Source organism: Psychrobacter immobilis (assembly GCF_904846235.1).
Classification (GTDB): domain Bacteria; phylum Pseudomonadota; class Gammaproteobacteria; order Pseudomonadales; family Moraxellaceae; genus Psychrobacter; species Psychrobacter immobilis_C.
On record NZ_CAJGZN010000001.1, the window covers coordinates 184,259 to 202,607 of the forward strand.

At 42.8% G+C, this 18,349-nt stretch carries 12 protein-coding genes; 4 read left to right on the top strand and 8 right to left on the bottom strand.

Features of this window, described 5'->3' with window-relative positions; translation table 11 throughout:
• Positions 1-99 precede the first annotated feature (99 nt).
• On the bottom strand, positions 100-1,251 hold the full coding sequence (gene tgt / locus JMX07_RS00870) for a tRNA guanosine(34) transglycosylase Tgt (RefSeq protein WP_102078127.1): 1,152 nt from the start codon (positions 1,249-1,251) through the stop codon (positions 100-102).
• Between the two features lie 321 nt (positions 1,252-1,572).
• Here tgt and JMX07_RS00875 point away from each other — a divergent pair, with 321 nt between their 5' ends.
• Positions 1,573-2,166 (top strand): SOUL family heme-binding protein, encoded by a 594-nt coding sequence (locus tag JMX07_RS00875; RefSeq protein WP_227684572.1) that lies wholly within the window; start codon positions 1,573-1,575, stop codon positions 2,164-2,166.
• Between the two features lie 64 nt (positions 2,167-2,230).
• Here the strand turns inward: JMX07_RS00875 and asd are convergent, their stop codons facing one another.
• Complete coding sequence (gene asd / locus JMX07_RS00880) at positions 2,231-3,364, bottom strand: aspartate-semialdehyde dehydrogenase (RefSeq protein ID WP_102078125.1); 1,134 nt, start codon at positions 3,362-3,364, stop codon at positions 2,231-2,233.
• A 439-nt stretch (positions 3,365-3,803) separates the two neighbouring features.
• Between asd and JMX07_RS00885 the strand changes: the two genes are divergently transcribed.
• Positions 3,804-4,934: an endonuclease/exonuclease/phosphatase family protein gene (locus tag JMX07_RS00885; RefSeq protein ID WP_102078124.1), complete on the top strand. Its 1,131-nt coding sequence runs from the start codon at positions 3,804-3,806 to the stop codon at positions 4,932-4,934.
• Positions 4,935-5,408: 474 nt separating this feature from the next.
• On the opposite strand, the gene JMX07_RS00890 is transcribed toward JMX07_RS00885, so the two are convergent.
• Positions 5,409-6,800, bottom strand: coding sequence for a peptidylprolyl isomerase (locus tag JMX07_RS00890; protein ID WP_201605468.1), 1,392 nt, complete (start codon positions 6,798-6,800; stop codon positions 5,409-5,411).
• Between the two features lie 156 nt (positions 6,801-6,956).
• Complete coding sequence (locus JMX07_RS00895; RefSeq protein WP_102078122.1) at positions 6,957-10,040, bottom strand: LPS-assembly protein LptD; 3,084 nt, start codon at positions 10,038-10,040, stop codon at positions 6,957-6,959.
• A 381-nt stretch (positions 10,041-10,421) separates the two neighbouring features.
• Between JMX07_RS00895 and JMX07_RS00900 the strand changes: the two genes are divergently transcribed.
• Complete coding sequence (locus JMX07_RS00900) at positions 10,422-11,525, top strand: aminoglycoside phosphotransferase family protein (protein ID WP_102078121.1); 1,104 nt, start codon at positions 10,422-10,424, stop codon at positions 11,523-11,525.
• 46 nt (positions 11,526-11,571) lie between these two features.
• Complete coding sequence (gene murU / locus JMX07_RS00905) at positions 11,572-12,309, top strand: N-acetylmuramate alpha-1-phosphate uridylyltransferase MurU (RefSeq protein ID WP_201605471.1); 738 nt, start codon at positions 11,572-11,574, stop codon at positions 12,307-12,309.
• A 182-nt stretch (positions 12,310-12,491) separates the two neighbouring features.
• Here murU and JMX07_RS00910 read toward each other — a convergent pair whose 3' ends face one another.
• From JMX07_RS00910 to JMX07_RS00925, 4 genes are all read right to left on the bottom strand, one after another.
• Positions 12,492-12,608 carry a DUF2474 domain-containing protein gene (locus JMX07_RS00910; RefSeq protein ID WP_101206161.1) on the bottom strand — a complete coding sequence of 39 codons (117 nt, stop codon included), beginning with the start codon at positions 12,606-12,608 and terminating at the stop codon, positions 12,492-12,494.
• Positions 12,609-12,703: 95 nt separating this feature from the next.
• Positions 12,704-13,720: a cytochrome d ubiquinol oxidase subunit II gene (gene cydB / locus JMX07_RS00915; RefSeq protein WP_201605484.1), complete on the bottom strand. Its 1,017-nt coding sequence runs from the start codon at positions 13,718-13,720 to the stop codon at positions 12,704-12,706.
• On the bottom strand, positions 13,720-15,216 hold the full coding sequence (locus tag JMX07_RS00920; RefSeq protein ID WP_101206159.1) for a cytochrome ubiquinol oxidase subunit I: 1,497 nt from the start codon (positions 15,214-15,216) through the stop codon (positions 13,720-13,722). The genes cydB and JMX07_RS00920 overlap by 1 nt, the downstream gene beginning before the upstream one ends.
• Positions 15,217-15,667: 451 nt before the next feature.
• Positions 15,668-18,145: an esterase/lipase family protein gene (locus tag JMX07_RS00925; RefSeq protein WP_227684573.1), complete on the bottom strand. Its 2,478-nt coding sequence runs from the start codon at positions 18,143-18,145 to the stop codon at positions 15,668-15,670.
• Positions 18,146-18,349 lie beyond the last annotated feature (204 nt).

Consider the following 18,349-nt stretch of genomic DNA (forward strand, 5'->3'; position numbering starts at 1 on the left):
TGAGTGATAAAAGCAGCACAGAAAAAGGGCTTAAGATTATTCTTAAGCCCTTTTTTATTTCAACAGATATCGTTATACGGTCGTGAATATTAAATAGGATTAACGCAAGTTTAACTCAGGAACCGTTTGACCGCGTTTGGCATAAAACTCACTGACAAACTCATCAAATTTATCTTGCTCGATAGCATCTCTGATACCTTGCATCAAACGTTGGTAATAGCGTAAGTTATGAATGGTCGCTAACTGAGCACCTAGCATCTCTTTGCACTTATTAAGATGGTACAGATAAGCACGGCTAAAGTTTTGGCAAGTATAGCAGTCACACTCAGGATCTAATGAGCCTTCATCATTGCGATATTGGCTATTACGAATACGTACCACACCAGCATTGTCTGCATCGCCCGTCACAAAGTAATGGCCATTACGCGCGTTACGAGTTGGCATCACGCAGTCGAACATATCCACACCGCGACGTACGCCCTCAACTAAATCCTCAGGCTTACCAACACCCATAAGATAGCGTGGCTTATCTGCTGGCATATCATCAGGCAGGTAGTCTAGGACATCTATCATCTCTTCTTTAGGTTCGCCAACTGAAAGACCACCAATAGCATAACCATCAAAGCCAATCTCTAACAGGCCTTCAAGTGATTGCTGACGCAAATCAGGATACATACTGCCTTGTACAATACCGAATAATGCGTTGGTGCTGCCCAGTCTGTTGTGCTCATCGATACAGCGCTGTCCCCAACGTAGCGATAGCTCTAACGACTTTTTCGCTTCATCATGAGTGGCTGGATACGGCGTACACTCATCGAACTGCATGACGATGTCTGAGTTCAAGCTGTACTGAATCTGCATAGATTTTTCTGGTGAGAGAAATACCTTTGCGCCATCGATAGGAGATTTAAAATTTACGCCTTCTTCGGTAATTTTACGCATTGCGCCGAGGCTGAATACTTGGAAACCGCCCGAATCGGTCAAGATAGGCTTGTCCCAATGCATAAACTTATGTAAGCCACCGAATTTATCAATGACTTCAGTACCCGGACGTAACCAGAGATGGAAGGTATTGCCCAAAATAATATCAGCACCGATGGCTTCGATATCACGTGGCAGCATGCCTTTGACCGTACCATAAGTACCAACAGGCATAAAAGCAGGCGTTTGCACGTCGCCATGATTGAGATGAACCGTACCACGGCGTGCACGCGTTGCACCGCTGGCCGTTTTATGTAAGACAAATTGCATATGATAACCGCTATTTAAGCTATGAAAATGGCGCTAATTATAGCATTGTTAGCGGTTTTTTTGGACATGGATATTTAGTGGTATCGATACATAGTTAATATGTTCTTTAGGGATTTTATTTGACATCCCTTTTTCATAACCAAAAAATACAGATAGCACGCCAAAAGACACAGACAGTGCTAGAGGTCTATTGATACAGTAGAAGTTATACAGGTGAGGTAATAATCATTGCCACACCATGCTTTTAGATGCTGGAGACATGACATGAAAAAGACAGCTTACTTATTATTGAGTGGTTTATTATTGATATCAGGAGGGGCTATGGCTACTGAGGAGCCGAAATATACGGTGTTGACCCAAGTAGATGACTTTGAGCTGCGTCGTTATGATGAGCAGCTAGTAGCGCAAACGTGGGTGAGTGGTGACCAAGACTCAGCAAGTCGTGAAGGGTTTAAGATTTTAGCGGACTATATTTTTGGTAATAACACCGCACCAAGTGGCGACAGTAGTAAAATTAGTATGACGGTACCTGTCACGATGCAAGCTGATAACAAAGAAAGTGATAATGAGTCACAAAAAATTGCCATGACAGCACCAGTCAGTATGCAACAAGACAATGGTAAGTGGCGCGTACAATTTACGATGCCTAGTAAATATACGATGCAAACACTGCCAAAGCCAAACAATCCAAACGTTGAAATTATAGAAGTGCCTGCACAGACGTACGGTGTGATTAAGTTCTCTTGGCTCGCAGGAGAGGACAAAGTAGCGGAAAAAACCGAAGCGCTGCAAACATGGATGCAAAACCAGAATTTGACGCCTATAGGCGAGCCTGAATTAGCACGTTATAACCCACCTTGGACGCTACCATTCTTACGTCGTAATGAGGTGATGATTGCGTATCAATCTAAATAGTAGTCGATCCATAAAAAAAGACAGCAATCGCTGTCTTTTTTGTGCTTAATATAAGGTATCTAAGTTAGACGTTTTGCTCACGGATGATATTAAGCATACGACGTAATGGTTCTGCTGCGCCCCATAACAATTGATCACCAACAGTAAATGCGCCTAGATACTCAGGGCCCATATTAAGCTTACGTAAGCGACCTAGCGCAACGGTTAGGGTGCCAGTCACTGCTACTGGAGTTAGGCGATTCATAGTAGCTTCTTTGTCATCTTCGACTAAGTCCAACCACTCGTTGCCACTGTTTTTGAGTGCAGCTTCGATTTCTTCTAGTGGAATGTCTTTTTTCAGCTTTATCGTTAAACCTTGCGCATGACAACGCATAGCGCCGACGCGTACACACATACCGTCGATAGGAATCGTACTGGTATCATCGTTACCCAAGATCTTATTGGTCTCGACGCCGCCTTTCCATTCCTCTTTTGACTGTTTGTTTTCTAGCTGAGCATCGATATAAGGAATCAAGCTACCTGCCAGTGGTACACCGAAGTATTGTGTAGGGAAGTCTGCTGAGCGCTGAGTCTGAGCGATTTTTTTATCAATCTCAAGAATCGCACTAGCAGGGTCAGCCAATTCGTCTTTAACGGCATCGTGTAATACGCCCATGCCATTGATGAGCTCGCGCATGTTGTTTGCGCCAGAGCCACTAGCGGCTTGGTAAGTCATGGCGCTGACCCATTCGACCCAGCCTTTGTTAAACAGCTCGCCGATAGCCATCAGCATCAATGATACGGTACAGTTACCACCGATAAAGTCTTTTTTGCCGTTGGCTAGGGCACTATCAATAACGTTACGGTTGACTGGATCAAGAATGATAATGCTGTCATCTTTCATTCGCAGCGTACTCGCCGCATCAACCCAGTAGCCGTTCCAACCGCTATCACGCAATGGTTGATGGACTTTTGACGTATAGTCACCACCTTGGCAAGTAATAACGACATCACAAGCAGCAAGTGCTTCAATATCATGAGCGTCTTTTAGTTGGTCGGTTTCAATACCATCGAATTTTGGTGCATCACCACCAGCATTACTGGTTGAAAAAAACACGGGTTTGATCCCGTTAAAGTCATTTTCTTCCTGCATACGTTGTATCAATACTGACCCTACCATACCGCGCCAGCCTACCAAACCTACTGTTAAATCACTCATGAAGTTCAATCCTATTTACAATTATTTGTTGCATCGTCAACCGATAACAATGCCGTGAATGGCGCGAAAAAGCAAGGCGTTTTGGCTATTATTTGGTCGTTTTCTATACACTATTAACTATGTCGGCTATAACTTTAAGTTATTACTGTTGAATAGATACTTGGCTATCTGACGACCTCAAAAATATAATGTTTAATAAAGCACTCATTACATTGAGTGAGCCAATATTGTAACGTTTTATGATAGTTGTCGCATAATTGAGACTCACCAGTAGGCGAGAATCTTCTGAAATGCTAAAGTAAGTCTCAAACACAATTACTCGACGTTAGTTATTTGATGTCAGGTGAGTTACAACCACGATATTTCTTATCAAATAAAAGCTTAACCAATATACATCATTGGCTCTATCAATATTTCAATCAACGGTTAGTACCTACTTATGGATCTCTCACTATTATATTACGCCTTACAAGGTCTAGCAGGATTCATCGCCTTTGTCACAATCTGGGGCTGGTTACCGCTGGATAACTGGTGGGTGCGCGGTGTTGAGTTTCCACGCATCCAAATAATGGTGCTTGGTATTATCGCTTGGGTTGGCATGATAGTGTTTTTCTCAGAGTGGGAGTTAGGGCAGTGGATATTGTTTGTTGTATTGAGCGGTACGTTAGCATTTCAGCTGAGAATGGTACTGCCATATACTAAGCTGTGGAAAAAAGAAGTTCAAAAGGCAAAAGATAAGCCAGAAGGGCAAGCGCATCAAATAAAAATCATGGTATCAAACGTATTGACGCCCAATGATGAAACGCAGAAGCTGGTCGATTTGGTTAAGCAAAAGCAGCCTGATATCTTAATTACGTTAGAGAGTGATAAGAAATGGGAGCAAGCCCTACACCAAGTTGAGTCTGACTATCCCTATACCGTGAAAGTGCCACTAGATAATTTATATGGTATGCACTTGTATTCTAAGCTTGAGCTAATTGATCCTGAAGTTAAGTATTTGATGATAGATGATATACCGTCTATCCATACACAGTTGCGTTTGCAAGGAGGCCGCGTCGTTTGGTTATATTGCTTACATCCTATGCCGCCTAGCCCAACTGAAGCTGATAAGTCCACCACGCGTGATGCTGAGCTGCTCATGGTGGGTAAACATATAAAAGAAAACGATCAAACGGCGATACTGGCAGGTGATCTCAATGATGTCGCATGGTCAAAAACCACGCGTCGTTTCCAACGTATCTCTGGCCTGTTAGATCCTCGTATTGGTCGACATTTCATTAATACCTTTCATGTTAAATACCCATTTCTACGTTGGGCTCTAGACCATATCTTTCATAGTGCCTGTTTTACAGTAGTTGATATTCAGCGTATGCCATCCGTAGGATCTGATCACTTTCCTGTGATGACTACCTTACAATATGAGCCAGAAGAGGCAAGCAAGCAAGAAGGCAATGCGCCTACTGCACAAGCAGAAGATATCCAAGAAACTGACAACAAAATCGAAGAAGGCAAGAAAGAAGGCGAAAAAGTGTCAGAAGAACACAGACAAGAACAGCGCAGTTTTGGTTGATAAAAGAGGCCGTTTATTAACGGTAATGCATAAAAGTGATGTAAGCATATGCTTACGCAAAATAGAGTCTTTAGCTTCTATCGGCACCAAATTCATTGGCCTATAATACATCCATCAACACAAGGATACGCATGGATGTAGTGTTGAGACAGTACCAATAAAAGTACAGGTCAGCCCGCTGTCTTATATAATACTGTTAAATGACTTAGGATGAGTCAGCACGGAAGAGAGATAATAACAATAACACGAAGTATTGAAACCCTGAACCAATCGCCCTAGGTTCGGGGTTTTTCTTTGTGTGGATTTTGGTTTAATAAAGTTTAAAATGCTTAACTCCGATATTTTTTTAAAGCTTCCAGTTAAATATCTAACTGCGCAAAATAAAGAAGGGTATATGCAATAGCATATACCCTTCTTTGTTTAAATCGATTCAGTGCTTTCGCTAACTTAATACTACTAGCTTATTGCAACATATCAGCCAAGTATCTGAATATAAGCGCCAGCACGTAGCTCTTGTAACCAGTCTTCTTGAGCTTGTGGCGCTAAACGTTGATACAATGCTTGACGTGCCATATTGCGACGATATTGCTCGCTAATATCTTGATCGCGCTTACCGTCGACTTTTAGGATATGCCAACCAAATTTTGTCTTAAATGGTGCAGAGTAGTCACCAACCGCTGTATTTTTCATGGTGGCTTCAAATGAACCAACCATATCTTCTTCGCTAACCCAATCAAGATCACCGCCACGTCCCGCAGAACCTGGATCATCTGAATACGTTGAAGCTAAACTAGCAAAGTCAGCGCCGCCACGAAGTTGCTCGTATAGATCATTGATTTTTTGTTCAGCAAGCGCGTCAGTCTGTAGGTCATCGACTTTGACTAGAATATGGCGAGTATGCCATTGTGGTATCAGCATCGTATTGCTGGCTTTTTTATCAGCAAGCTTGATGATATCAATCCCTTCAGGAGTCAATAGTGGCTCGCTTACAGTACCAACGTCTAGCTTGGTAATTTTGCTAGACAGTTCTGTCGGTAAAGAAGCAGCCTTGTGAAAGCCCATATCTCCACCTTGCAATGGAATCGGATAGCTACCTTGGCTAGCAGCAACGGCTTCAGCGACGTTGACATTTGGCTCAAGCAAACGCGTACGTAATGCTTGCGCGACTTTTAATGCTTCTTCACGTTGAGCGGCTGATAGGCGACTATAGTCATCTATATAAGGCACACGTACGTGAATGGTTTGATATTCGCTTTGATTCAGACGTTTGGCTTCAGGTGAGGCCAAAAATGCATCAATATCTTGCTCGCTAATACGTACTCGGCGAGTAATTTGACGCTGCTGTAGCGCTTGGATAGAAGCCTCTTCGATCAGTTTGGCACGTAGATTGGCATAACTACCAGGTTGTGCGGCATCTAGACGTTGCTGCAATGCTGCAATGCTATTAAAGCCTTCAGCTTGAGCGATTTGACCAAGACGTTGATTGATTTCTGCTTCATCGGCAGACAGTCCCGCACGTTTGACCATAGACAGTTGTAGTTCACGCAAAATAAGCGCGTTTAATACTTCAGACTGTAGTTGTGCTGAGTTTGCGATAGGCTCACCAGCAGCTTTGGCACGTGCTTGGGTTTGCTCGATAGCATCAACCAGTTCGCTTTTTAAAATAGCATTTTCATTAACTAGGGCAATAATACCGTCTGTGCTATTGGCTGGCGTCAAGCGATCAACTGAGCTTTGCGTAGCAGAAGTAGAAGCTTGAGCCGCTGCAGGTTTGACAGTAGCAGCGTTGGCACTTAACGTAAGCGTAAGGCCTGCCATAGATAGCAATACTGCTCTGCTAGTCTGACGTAAAGAAAAAAATCTCATGATGCTCCTCATCAATGTCATTGCATCGGATGGTAGTTGGTCAACTCTATCCAATACTCTTAATAATAAAATATTCGACAGCGTTTCCCATAATAGGGGTTCAAATAGTGTCTTATAAATATTTACGTAAATAATTCTAATCTAGCAAAAAACTGGTTAGTCTTTCCATGCCGTCTGTACAGGTTCAAAGCCCAAGATTTTATCAGCAAGCAATCGTGTCAAGCGGCTACTACCGCTGCCAAGACCATTTAATCTAACTTCTGCCATAATAGCTTGTGTTGGCTCGTCTTTTACGTTTAGGTCATTGTAATAGCGGCGACCATAAACAGCAAAGCCAAAACAGCAATCTTCGTAATCAACGCCGATAAGTGAATCAAGCATCTTGTTACGATTATAATCGTACTGACCTTGAGCCAATATACGCCAGCTGTTATTAATAGGGAAAACAGCGGAAGCGGTAAACGCCGATAATGGCAACTGATCGGTATTGTCATCACGCTGACGCTTAACATAACCCACATTAAATAAGCTATTGTCTGATGGCTGATAACGAAGTTCAGTCGTAATGTAGTTCAAATCATAATTACTGGTTAAGGCACCGCTAACATCAACCCAAAAATTATTATAAGGCTGAGTGCTGGTATCCCATACCATACCTGAAGAAGACGAGGTAAATACTGGCTGATCGTCATCAAGTGTTACACGTCCATCATCTAGATAGAACTGTTCTGCAATGCTACCATCAAAACGTGTCACACCCGTTGCATCGATGTAACGATAATTGACGCCAGGCGTAATAGAGTGCAAATCCTGCAAGCGATCATGACCTAAGAACCAACTGTCTGAAAACAGCTGCTCATAGTTAATAGAGGCAATACGCGTATTAAAGTTAGGAATGTCGTTTTGGTTCTTATACGGTGAATACGTATATTTTACGCGTGGGCTAAGTAAACGATAGCCGCCCATCGTATCGTCAAACGCACCAAATGGTGAGCCCGCTTGATAGAAGTGTAGTCCTGCATCGATACTGGCTTGCGGAACAAAAACCGACTGACTGCCATCTTCTTCACTAAGCTGATTATCTTCTAAGCTATCTTCATCATATGACGTATATAGATGCTGCAAGCTAAGCTTAGGTTTGATATAACCCCAAGAGGTTTCCATCGGGTAGGCGGCGCTCAGTTTATTATAAATACGTGCGCCACTTTTTTCGTTTTCAGAACCATCATCAATGGATTTTTTGAAGTATGCAGAATCATGAATACCAGTGATATCGAAGCGCTCAGCCCAAGGCAGGCGATAATTTAATTTGAGCTGTGGCAAACGTGAGTACGGCTTGTCTTTGTCTTCTAACGCTTCACCACTATCAGTGAATGCATCTAGAGTCTGGAAAGTTTCTACTTTCAGTTCACCATCGACATAATCATTGTAATAATTGACACGAGCACGACGTGGCAAGTTTATCGTGCTGTCTGACAAGCCCAACGTATCAAAATCATTAAGGTAATCGGCATCTGATACATAGTTGTATTCAGCGTCGGCGCTTAAACGTGGAATGCTTTTCGACGACCAAGTATGGTCATAAAACAAGCTGGTACGATCTTCGTCGTCATATTCTTTATCGTTAGGTAAGTATGAACCGTTTAAAATACCTTCCCCATAGCTCTCAGTCAGATAACGGAACTCACCTGATAGCATCGGGTTACGGTCAGTATAAATATGCGTGTTAAGGGTGGCATCGTAGTTAGGTGCTAAGTTGAAATAATAAGGAATATCAACTTCAAGACCGCTTTCACTGCTGACACTGGCACTTGGCAATAAAAACCCACTACTACGGCGACTGTCTATCGGGAAGTTAAAGTAGGGGAGATAAAATACGGGTATGTCAGCAACACGGAAAGTGGTGTTATACGCTTCGCCGCGCCCTGTATCGGTATTTAGATCGATACTTTTGGCTTCAAACTGCCATTTGCGGTTGGTAGGTGGACAGGTACTAAACATCACCTGATCCAGCTCGTATTCACTCTCATTCGGTTTGTTTAAGCGTTTGGCATAGCCGTGCGCTTGTAGACCGACACTGGCAAACGCCACATCATTGGCCGTTGATTGACCAGTCTCAGTATTGTAATTCAAGCTATCTGCAACGCCAATTAGGCCGCCTTGTGCCGCTCTATCATTAAAGCTGGCTTGGCCGTTATTCGTAGCGGCATTGTTTGTAGAGACGTTGCTTGTACGCTGTCCAGTCGCATTATCTGTAAACATGACTTTGCCTTGAGCAGCTGCAACGCCATTGCTCAAGTCAATCATGACTTTTTCTGCTTCGATATGCTGAGTGCCTTGGTCAATTTTTACATTGCCTGAGAGCTCAGCGTAATTCACGTTATTGTAATAACCGTAATCAGACTCGGTAAATAAAGGGGCTTGATTGTTCGGAACGCTAGCCACATTTGGTGCTGGTTGTCCGTTTGCCGTACCAGCTTCGTTTACAGCGCGTTGATAATTGGGGTTACTCTGCGGATATACCCATTGACCTTCACAGCGCTGGGCACTGTCCACGGCATTTGGCAACAGACGCAAATCTCTACCGACCTTTGGAATCGTCTGTGCAGCAGGCATCGCATTATTATGAGTATTGTTCGCTTCAGTGCTGATAGCCTCATTGTTTAATGTTGACGCATCGGTATCTGGCGTTAGCTCATAAAACTCTGCTAAGCGCATTAGACTGGCTTGAATACTCTCATCATTAAGATCTAGCTTGCCATTGTCAGTTGTTATCGCTTTAGGAACAAAGGCACTGCTATCTGGTGTATCAATGCTTGCTTGGTTGTTAGTTTCTGTATTTAAATTAGCAGTATTAGAAACTTCGTTGCTAAAAGCTTCAGAGTCAGCAGCCTCATTAATATCTGTGATATCTAGGTCATTGTTCTCAGAGAATCTGCTATCTAACGCAGTATCATTTAATAAAGTAGCGTTGTTCGTATTAGCAGAATTAGCATCGTCTGGATAGCTATCATTTAGAATATCTGCTTCTTGATAGCCCTCATTACTTTGAGTACGACTAATACTATTGGCGTCAGTCGCCACACTATTAGACGCATAGCTGCCTGTACTGTCCGTAGTGAGTGGTTCAGTTTTTTGCGTATTGGCATCACCAATGGCAGCACTGACAGTTAGGCTAGATAAACCTAAGGCACCAAATAAGATCAAGCGGATGCTTTGGTAAAGCGGAGAATATAACAAGGGCACACCTATGATTGCAGAGCTTATTGGATTGCATGACTGAGTTTAGTAGCGGTATCACCGAACGACATAAAGCAGTGAACGAGCGACTAAAATATGACTAATGTATTCTCAAAAATTTGGATGTTTTACATATAATGACGACTAATCATAGTCAAAAAAAACCAAATCAGCTACACTATTTACCAAAATTTATAATATAGCCATGCTGATTTTTAAGTAGCGATAGCGATTCTATCCGACATCAAGTATTGAATGATATAGCAATACGTTTGTGGCAGCTTGTATAGCACCGCCGCATATCGCTATTTTAGCAAGTATTTGTCAGACTTATCACTACTTTAATTATTTATGACTTATATTTAACCAGCGATGCCTAATATGACTGACAAAATGACTTTAGAGACTGATATGATCGATGAAAATAACAACCGCCAACAGCAATTAGAACAATGGTTACAGCAAGTATTTTTAGATCAAACATTTAGTCTAGATAGCTTACCTGGTGACGCTAGTGCCCGCCGATATCATCGTATCGAACTATCAGAGACAGACAAAAGCGCCAACAAGCATTATATCGTCATGGACTCTGCTGACGAGCAAGATGCGATGCTGCAGTTTATCAATGTCGCTAAGCTGATGGCACCTGCTGTCAACGTGCCGACTCTGACTGCACAAAATGTAGAAAAAGGATTTTTGGTATTACAAGATTTTGGCACAGTAGAGTTTGCCCATTTGCTTGTCGATGCCACCGCAGACCAAATCAATGACTACTATCAGCTAGCAATGCAGACATTAGTTGCGCTACAAACGGTACCAGTAGAAACGGCAAAGTCGCAACACCAGCTACCAGATTATGACACAGCACTATTAGACCGCGAGATGGATTTATTTAGCGAATGGTTTATGCCTTATATTGGTATAGTGCTAAATGAGCAAGTCTGGGGAAAACTAAAAACAGCATTAATGAATGAGATTTTGCGACAGCCACAAGTAGTGGTCCATCGTGATTATCACAGCCGCAACCTTATGCAAGATCAAGCAGATAAATCAAAGCTGGGCGTGATTGATTTTCAAGATGCCGTCATTGGCTCGTATGCTTATGATTTAGTGTCGTTAGTACGCGATGCTTATGTTGAATGGCCAGAGAGCCAAATATCTGCATGGATTGAGGACTTTTGGCAGCTACAAAAACAAAAGTCACTAACCACTGCTGATAGCGCGGTGCAGTTTGAAAAAGATATGAATGTCATAGGCGTACAACGTCATCTAAAGGTATTAGGGATTTTTATTCGTTTATCTGAGCGTGATGGCAAAGACCGCTATTTGGCGGATATTCCTAAAGTCATGCGCGATTTGATTATTGAATTAAACTGGCTTGCCGAACATGGCAACGATGAACTAAAGCAATCAGTTATACCGTTTAATCAATGGCTACAAGAGGCAGTGCTACCTGCTTATAAAGAGAAGTTTGTTTCAGCGTAGATTACGCTCAGCTAAATTAATTTAAATAATAAAGATAGGAGCGCAGATGTCTACCTCTACGATTACACAAGCCATGATTTTAGCAGCGGGCAAGGGCACACGCCTACGTCCATTAACGCTTGAGACGCCCAAGCCTTTGGTTGAAGTCGCAGGTCAACCGCTTATTGTATGGCATATTAAAGCACTACAAGCAGCAGGCATCACCGATATCACGGTCAATGCCTCATGGTTAGCGGACAAGCTAATGAATACCTTAGGTGACGGTTCACAGTATGGCGTAAATCTGCATTGGTCAGTAGAAAACGATGAACCACTTGAGACCGCAGGTGGCATTTTTCAGGCATTACAATCAGGTAAACTAAAGGATGAACCGTTTATTCTGGTCAATTCTGACGTCTGGACTACCTATGATTTTTCTCAATTAACAGACTATACATTGGGAGCGGATCAGCGCGCACACTTATTATTGATTGATAATCCAGAGCACAATAATGGCGGCGATTTCGCGATTAATAATGGCCTAGCGAGTGAACAACCAGTGGGCGATGCAGATAAGTATACCTTTGCGGGTATTAGCGTAATGTCACCAAAGTTGGTAGAAGGTCTGGTATCAGGACAACCTGCTGCATTGGCACCACTACTGAAGCAAGCAATGATAAAGTTTCAGATTACCGCTGAAGTGACGACAGATAATTGGATAGATGTGGGGACACCAGAGCGTCTGACACAGGTTAATGAGTTTATCGAACAGAATGATATCGAGCATGCAGGTAAACCAAACTGATAAATTTCAGTTAAATAAAAAGCAGCGTCGATTATTCAACGCTACTTTTTTTATGCATATAGAATTATTTTTTACGACATGTCTAAAAGGTATATTGGTAAGACAAAAATGCAAGTTTAGCATCTAGCAAGCTATTTATTAGCTAACTAACTGGCACTCAATCGTATGATTAGGCAGTTATGCTAAACACCCATGGCCAGTTTAATTAGCTGAGCAATGGTAAACACCACTAAAAACCCTGCCAAATATAGACCCACAAACCATGCCCATTGCGATTGTTTTTTACTGAACTTTTTCATAGAGATCTCCTGATTAGCGTATGAAGTGTGACTACCATCTATAAACAATGATAGCCATCCTTTTTAGCTGATCCGTTGCCCGCCGCGATTAGCGACTAGTACATCGGATTGTGATCAGATTTACCTTTGAAGGTGTAGTAAGCAAATGCTGTATAGCTCAAGATAATCGGTAACATGATACAGGCGCCAATCAGCATGAATGATAATGAAGTATCGGCAGCAGCAGCCTCATAAATCGTCATTTGATACGGTACGATATAAGGGAATAGGGCGAAACAAACCCCGATATAACCCATTAAAAATAAGGCAACCGTTAGTAAAAATGGACGATACTCACGCTCTGTTTTTAAGTCTTTACGCATGATAAAGAATAAGAGCATGACAATGATAGGCATAGGAGCAAGATACAATAAATCTGGGAAATTAAACCATCCTTCTAATGCGTCAATGTCTGAGAAGTACATAAACGCTGTGACCACAACCATCGCTACTAGTAACGCAGTAAGCATCCATCTAGAAACTTGGCGCGCCCATACTTGTAACGTGTGTTCTGTTTTTATAATAAGCCACGTTGAACCAAGTAAGGCATAGCCGATAATCATAGCAAATCCGCACACAATCGAGAAGGGCGTGAGCCAATCAAATGGGCCACCAGTATATAGACGGTTACTGGCTTCCAGTCCTTGCACTAACGCCCCAAGCATAATGCCTTGAGAGAAAGTGGCAACGACTGAACCGACAAAGAAGAAGGTATCCCATACATGCCGACGTGAAGAGGATTTAAAGCGAAACTCAAACGCCACACCGCGCATGATAAGACCGAACAACATGGCAGTCACGGGTAAATAAAGACCTGTCATGATAATGCCATAAGCAACAGGGAATGCTGCGAATAGACCACCACCGCCTAGCACTAGCCACGTCTCGTTACCGTCCCAAAATGGCGCGATAGAGTTCATCATGCGGCTACGGTTTTTATCTGAGCCTGCAAATGGGAACAAGATACCGCAGCCTAAATCAAAGCCATCAAGCAGTACATAGACAAAGACAGACAAAGCAATCAAACCGCCCCAAATAAGAGGTAAATCTAATACATCACCGAAGTTAAACATTAGCGTAATCCTCCATCATCGACATCATTTGCAGGCTCATCTAAGCCTTCTTCAGTACCTTTGGCAGGATTACTATCACCACTTAACGCGCGGCCTTGGCTCTCGGTTACTGAGTGCTCGTAGAAATTATCTTCTGCAGGATCTGTATAAGGTTTCGGCCCTTGAGCAATCAAGCGCAAGATATAAAAACTGCCTGCACCAAAGACAAATATGTACAGCACGATAAAGCCAATCAATGTGGTCGCTACTTGCTGTGCTGCAAGCGGAGACATACTTTCAGCAGTGCGAATCACCCCATAAACTGTCCAAGGCTGACGTCCTGTCTCAGTTACGAACCAACCTGATAATAAGGCGATAAAACCAAGCGGAGTCATCATCATCCAAGCACGGTGGAACCACACACTGTCAGTATTGAACTGCTGTTTTTTGAAGTATTTGTAGAGACTGAATAGGCCGACCAGTACCATAAGCATGCCAATACCAACCATGATACGAAATGCCCAAAACACGATAATGACGGGTGGTTGATCTTCAGGTGCCCAGTTTTTGAGCCCTTTGACTTCACCATCTAACGAGTGGGTTAAGATTAAACCAGTCACATAAGGAATTTTTACTTCGTACTTATTGGTCTGATTTTCTTGGTCAGGAATCGCAAAGAGACGTAGTGCGGCACCGCGCTCATCTTCCCAAAGTCCTTCCATCGCAGCAACTTTAGCAGGTTGATGCTCAAGGGTATTCAGACCATGTTCATCACCAATCAATACTTGCGCCGGCGCAACAAAGATGGCCATAATCATTGCCATACCTAGCATTACACGACCATGCGCGCGATGCTCGACGTGCTTTTTGGATTGAATATAGTAAGCACCGATACCACCGATGACAAAGGCAGTGGTCAGAAATGCTGCGGTCATCATATGAGCATAACGGTAAGGGAATGAAGGGTTGAAGATGATTTCAAGCCAGTCAGTAGGGTAGAGCAGGCCATCTGCGCCCATCATAAAACCTTGAGGGGTCTGCATAAAGCTGTTGGCGGCCAATATCCAAAAACCTGAAATCAAGGTACCAATAGCAACGATAGCAGTTGAAGCGAAATGCATGCGTTTGCTCACGCGGCCCCACCCAAATAGCATAATACCTAAGAAGGACGCTTCTAAGAAGAACGCTGTCAGTACCTCATAGGCGAGTAATGGGCCTAAAACGTTACCGGCTTTATCAGAGAATACGGCCCAGTTGGTACCGAACTGGTAGGACATCACCACGCCGGATACCACGCCTAGACCAAAGACGACAGCAAATATTTTGACCCAATGCTTGTAGACTTCAGCATAGATAGGTTCACCAGTTCTTAACCAGCGGAACTCAAGCACCGCAAGCCAGCTGGCAAGACCGATAGAAAAGGCGGGAAAGACGATATGGAACGAGATAACAAAAGCGAATTGGATACGCGCAAGCATCAGCGCATCGAGCTGGTCAATCATAAATGTAGCGAACATAAACGGTTACTCTCATCTGTTAGCTGAATAGCGCTGACTTCCATACAACGCTCAAGTAACTGTCCGTAACTATCCATCGATCAAAGTGGCAAGCATTACGGGCAATAGCTCAGTGACGTGGGCTTAGCACCATTAGACATAAATTGTGGCTAAGTTTGCGACTCACTGTTTAGCTGAATTGAATAATTTATGTCCTTATAAATTTACATATTACTGTCATGTGCTATAGATATATTATGCGCTCACCTAGATATACACGCAAGCAACCCAATCTGTCAGTTGCAGACCTAAGAGTCATCAAAATAACATAATTCAAACATTGAAAAATAAAATTAATATTATTAAAAACAAAGCAGTATGCGCGAACATACTGCTTATCTGAAAGCTATGACTGATGTTTAAAGGTTACGATTTGCACATCAAAAACCTTGTGAAATAACAAAAATCTACATCATTCTTGTAGCTGCTTATGCAAAATTCTTCGCAACGTCAAAATGGTCTGCGGATTGGTCTGAATACTATGACCGCCATTAATAATGGTTTCAGACGCAGCGCCATCGAGATGGGCACTTTTATAAGGAACGATACCATCTGACAAACGCTCGGTCAGTGCTTGACTGATATCATCATTGACTGTCACAGCAGCAACAAGCGGCTCGGGGGGTAACTGTGATGTCTCAGTATTGTCGCTGACATCAACGCTTGCCGTTTCATTTCCAGCATTGTCTTCTACCGCTTGAGACAAATCAATCTTGGCACCGTTTGGTTGCGTTTGTGCCAGTCCTTTAGTGATATCGGCATCGTTATTGGCAATGATTGAATGGTAAGTGATACGCTCATTCATAGTGATGTCTTTGGTTAACTCTATAAAAGAAGACTTATCACTTAACTGGCTGGCACCGTTCTGCAAATATAATGCGCCCAGTGGGTTTTGTGCCAAGTCGCCTTGTGTGGCAATGGTCGCTAAGTTATCAGTGAATGTTTTGACCAGACCTACAGGTAAGTAAACGATGCGGCGTAGTGCACGGGTGAACCAACGATCTGCATAATCGGTACCACGGAAAGGTGCAGATAGAAAAACAGCAGTGTCTACTTGCGGCAACGCCTGTAGCTCAAAACGCTCCTTTAACTCATCTTCGCCAAAAGAAGTCTTAAGCGCGTTACGGATTTGCTGTTTCTCATTACTAGAGAGTATGTCTTTATCATTGAGCTTATCTAAATCATCGACTAAATTTTCATCAGACAGCATCATGCGAGCGATAATGGCACCCATACTGTGACTGATAATCACACTGTTTTGACTGGCACGATTTTGTCCATTGGGATCAGTCTGCTGGTAGGTGCTGTTAATTAACTGCTGAATCTGATAACGATTTTCTAAAATAGGCAGATTGGTTGGATAGAATATTTGCCAAACTTGGTAATTATCACGCAGCTTGTCATCATTAAGAATATCGTTGGTCAGATTGACCCATGTGGCCGGACTAGAAGCTAGCCCGTGCAACATAATCAACACGCGTTTATCAGGATCATAAGGTTCAAGCATAAAGAGTTTGGGCAGCTGAGCATCTGGTTGGCGCGTAATCAAGTTTAAATAACCCACGCCATCTAACTGGTTCTCTGATAACCATAAGCCATATCCTGCCGAAAAGTTGGCTGCCAGTGGGTAGTCATCATTGAGAATATTAACGGATTCGGTTTGGTACGGGTTATATAAATGAATATCAAGCCTACGACTGCTCAGCGCATCTAATACGCTATCGCCGTCTGGCTTAATCAAGCCAGTTAGTAAAAGATGTCCAGTCGGATAAATACGTGAGCTTGGCTCGCTGTCGTCGGTGTTTTTATCTTCATTTGTTAGACGACCAGATAAGGAGGCGACCAACAACTGACGGATTGTGGTGGTGTAGCGATCATCCAACGATGCTACCAAACTGATGCCCAAACCAGGACGCTTACTCACGGAATTGAGACCGGAGAGTCGTAGCTCATAAGTAGATGATAAGTCTGCCAAAGCGGAAGTTTGTTTATGGGCATTTTGCAGATAGTTGTTTTCGTTGGGCAAATAAATATCAAGATTGTAGTCATTTACGGTCACTTTCATGACTTTGACTTGGTCTGTTGCTTTGCCCTTTAGCGGTGGTCGATTGGCAATAGCTGCTTCATCAGTGTTATCACGCTTGGTAGAGGTTATTGGCAAATACTCTACTGTTGTATCACCCATCAACTTATTGGCATTTTCAGTTGATTGATAGATTTGAGTAATAACGTCATTGCTAGCAGCGTTATAAATATCTTGGGTTTGGATGTCATTGTCATTCGGAATACGGTTTTGCGCACGATGGCTATTACTATTTTGCTCTGCACCTTCAAAGTCATGGGTCAAACTGTCATAAAATAGATAGGTGTAGCTGTATTTGACGGCATCAAACAATCTTGCTTGATAATCGGTTAAACACAGGTCAGTCTCTTTTTGCTGCGTTTTGGCGTCATCATCACTTAAAGGCGCATTGGCGTAATACGGATCAAGTGGCGGGCGTGCCAGTGCATTACGACAGTTTTTCGAATCAGATAGTTGACGCGCTTTTGCATAGTGCAGTTCTGCAAAAATAGCCAAAGCAGGGCGATAGTGCCTGTTAAGCATACTGTCAGAGAGCTGAGTCAAGCATAAGTCAAATTGCTGCATACAGGCTTGCTCATTCAGTCCTGCTGATAATAAAGCAGATGCTGTGTCGCTGCTTAGCGCATTGTCAGTGACGATATTGCCGCGCTGCGCTGAGATAGTCTTGGCCGAGGCTTGTTTATCGACCGTCACTGTACTACACGCTGGTAGCAATACTGTTGCCGCCAAAAGCATAAGTGAAGTAATGGGCAGGTTTTTTTTATTAGTATGCATTACTGTCTGTTTGCTAAAGCCAGCGAAAGTCATAAGTCAGTCCAATAAACGGTAGTTATGAGAATATCAATAATGAAAGTAGCAGTTGATAATGAGTGTAGCGCAACTTTTGGCGTTAGACTATTCATTTGCAGTTCTACAAAGGTGTGTTTTAAAACGAAAGGGTTTCTGCTAGTCGAAAAAAACGCTTTTGTCTTATATATAAAACAAAAGCGCTTGGTATGTGCAGCTTAGATT

Excerpts from the sequence above, each read along its gene's own strand:
- tgt (WP_102078127.1), bottom strand. The coding sequence starts at position 1,251 with ATGCAATTTGTCTTACATAAAACGGCCAGCGGTGCAACGCGTGCACGC.
- JMX07_RS00875 (WP_227684572.1), top strand. The coding sequence starts at position 1,573 with ATGGCTACTGAGGAGCCGAAATATACGGTGTTGACCCAAGTAGATGAC.
- asd (WP_102078125.1), bottom strand. The coding sequence starts at position 3,364 with ATGAGTGATTTAACAGTAGGTTTGGTAGGCTGGCGCGGTATGGTAGGG.
- JMX07_RS00885 (WP_102078124.1), top strand. The coding sequence starts at position 3,804 with ATGGATCTCTCACTATTATATTACGCCTTACAAGGTCTAGCAGGATTC.
- JMX07_RS00890 (WP_201605468.1), bottom strand. The coding sequence starts at position 6,800 with ATGAGATTTTTTTCTTTACGTCAGACTAGCAGAGCAGTATTGCTATCT.
- JMX07_RS00900 (WP_102078121.1), top strand. The coding sequence starts at position 10,422 with ATGACTGACAAAATGACTTTAGAGACTGATATGATCGATGAAAATAAC.
- murU (WP_201605471.1), top strand. The coding sequence starts at position 11,572 with ATGTCTACCTCTACGATTACACAAGCCATGATTTTAGCAGCGGGCAAG.
- JMX07_RS00910 (WP_101206161.1), bottom strand. The coding sequence starts at position 12,608 with ATGAAAAAGTTCAGTAAAAAACAATCGCAATGGGCATGGTTTGTGGGT.
- cydB (WP_201605484.1), bottom strand. The coding sequence starts at position 13,720 with ATGTTTAACTTCGGTGATGTATTAGATTTACCTCTTATTTGGGGCGGT.
- JMX07_RS00920 (WP_101206159.1), bottom strand. The coding sequence starts at position 15,216 with ATGTTCGCTACATTTATGATTGACCAGCTCGATGCGCTGATGCTTGCG.
- JMX07_RS00925 (WP_227684573.1), bottom strand. The coding sequence starts at position 18,145 with ATGACTTTCGCTGGCTTTAGCAAACAGACAGTAATGCATACTAATAAA.